The following is a 294-nucleotide window of genomic DNA, read 5'->3' on the forward strand; positions in this document are numbered from 1 at the left end:
CGCGCTCCGCGAGCTGGGCGCCCGCGCCGTCCAGGTCGACGGATCCCCGGCCGGCGACGGGGGCGGCGCGCTCGCGGGCATCGCGGCGCTCGACCTCACGGGGATCCGGGCACTCCCCGCGGGCGGTGCCCTGATCCTGGGCGACGTCGACGCGCCCCTCACCGGACCCGCGGGCGCCGCCGCCGTCTACGGCCCGCAGAAGGGCGCGACATCGGCGGACGTCCGCGCGCTCGACGCGGGCCTCGCGCACCTCGCCGGCCTCCTCCGCGTGGATCCGGCCACCGCGGGCGCGGG

The 294-nt window shown here is 81.6% G+C and carries 1 protein-coding gene; it reads left to right on the forward strand.

Features of this window, described 5'->3' with window-relative positions:
* Window positions 1-294: glycerate kinase (locus DZG00_RS16750; protein WP_199689859.1), on the forward strand; the 294-nt coding region annotated here is incomplete at both ends.

The organism is Clavibacter lycopersici (genome assembly GCF_003576405.1).
Classification (GTDB): domain Bacteria; phylum Actinomycetota; class Actinomycetes; order Actinomycetales; family Microbacteriaceae; genus Clavibacter; species Clavibacter lycopersici.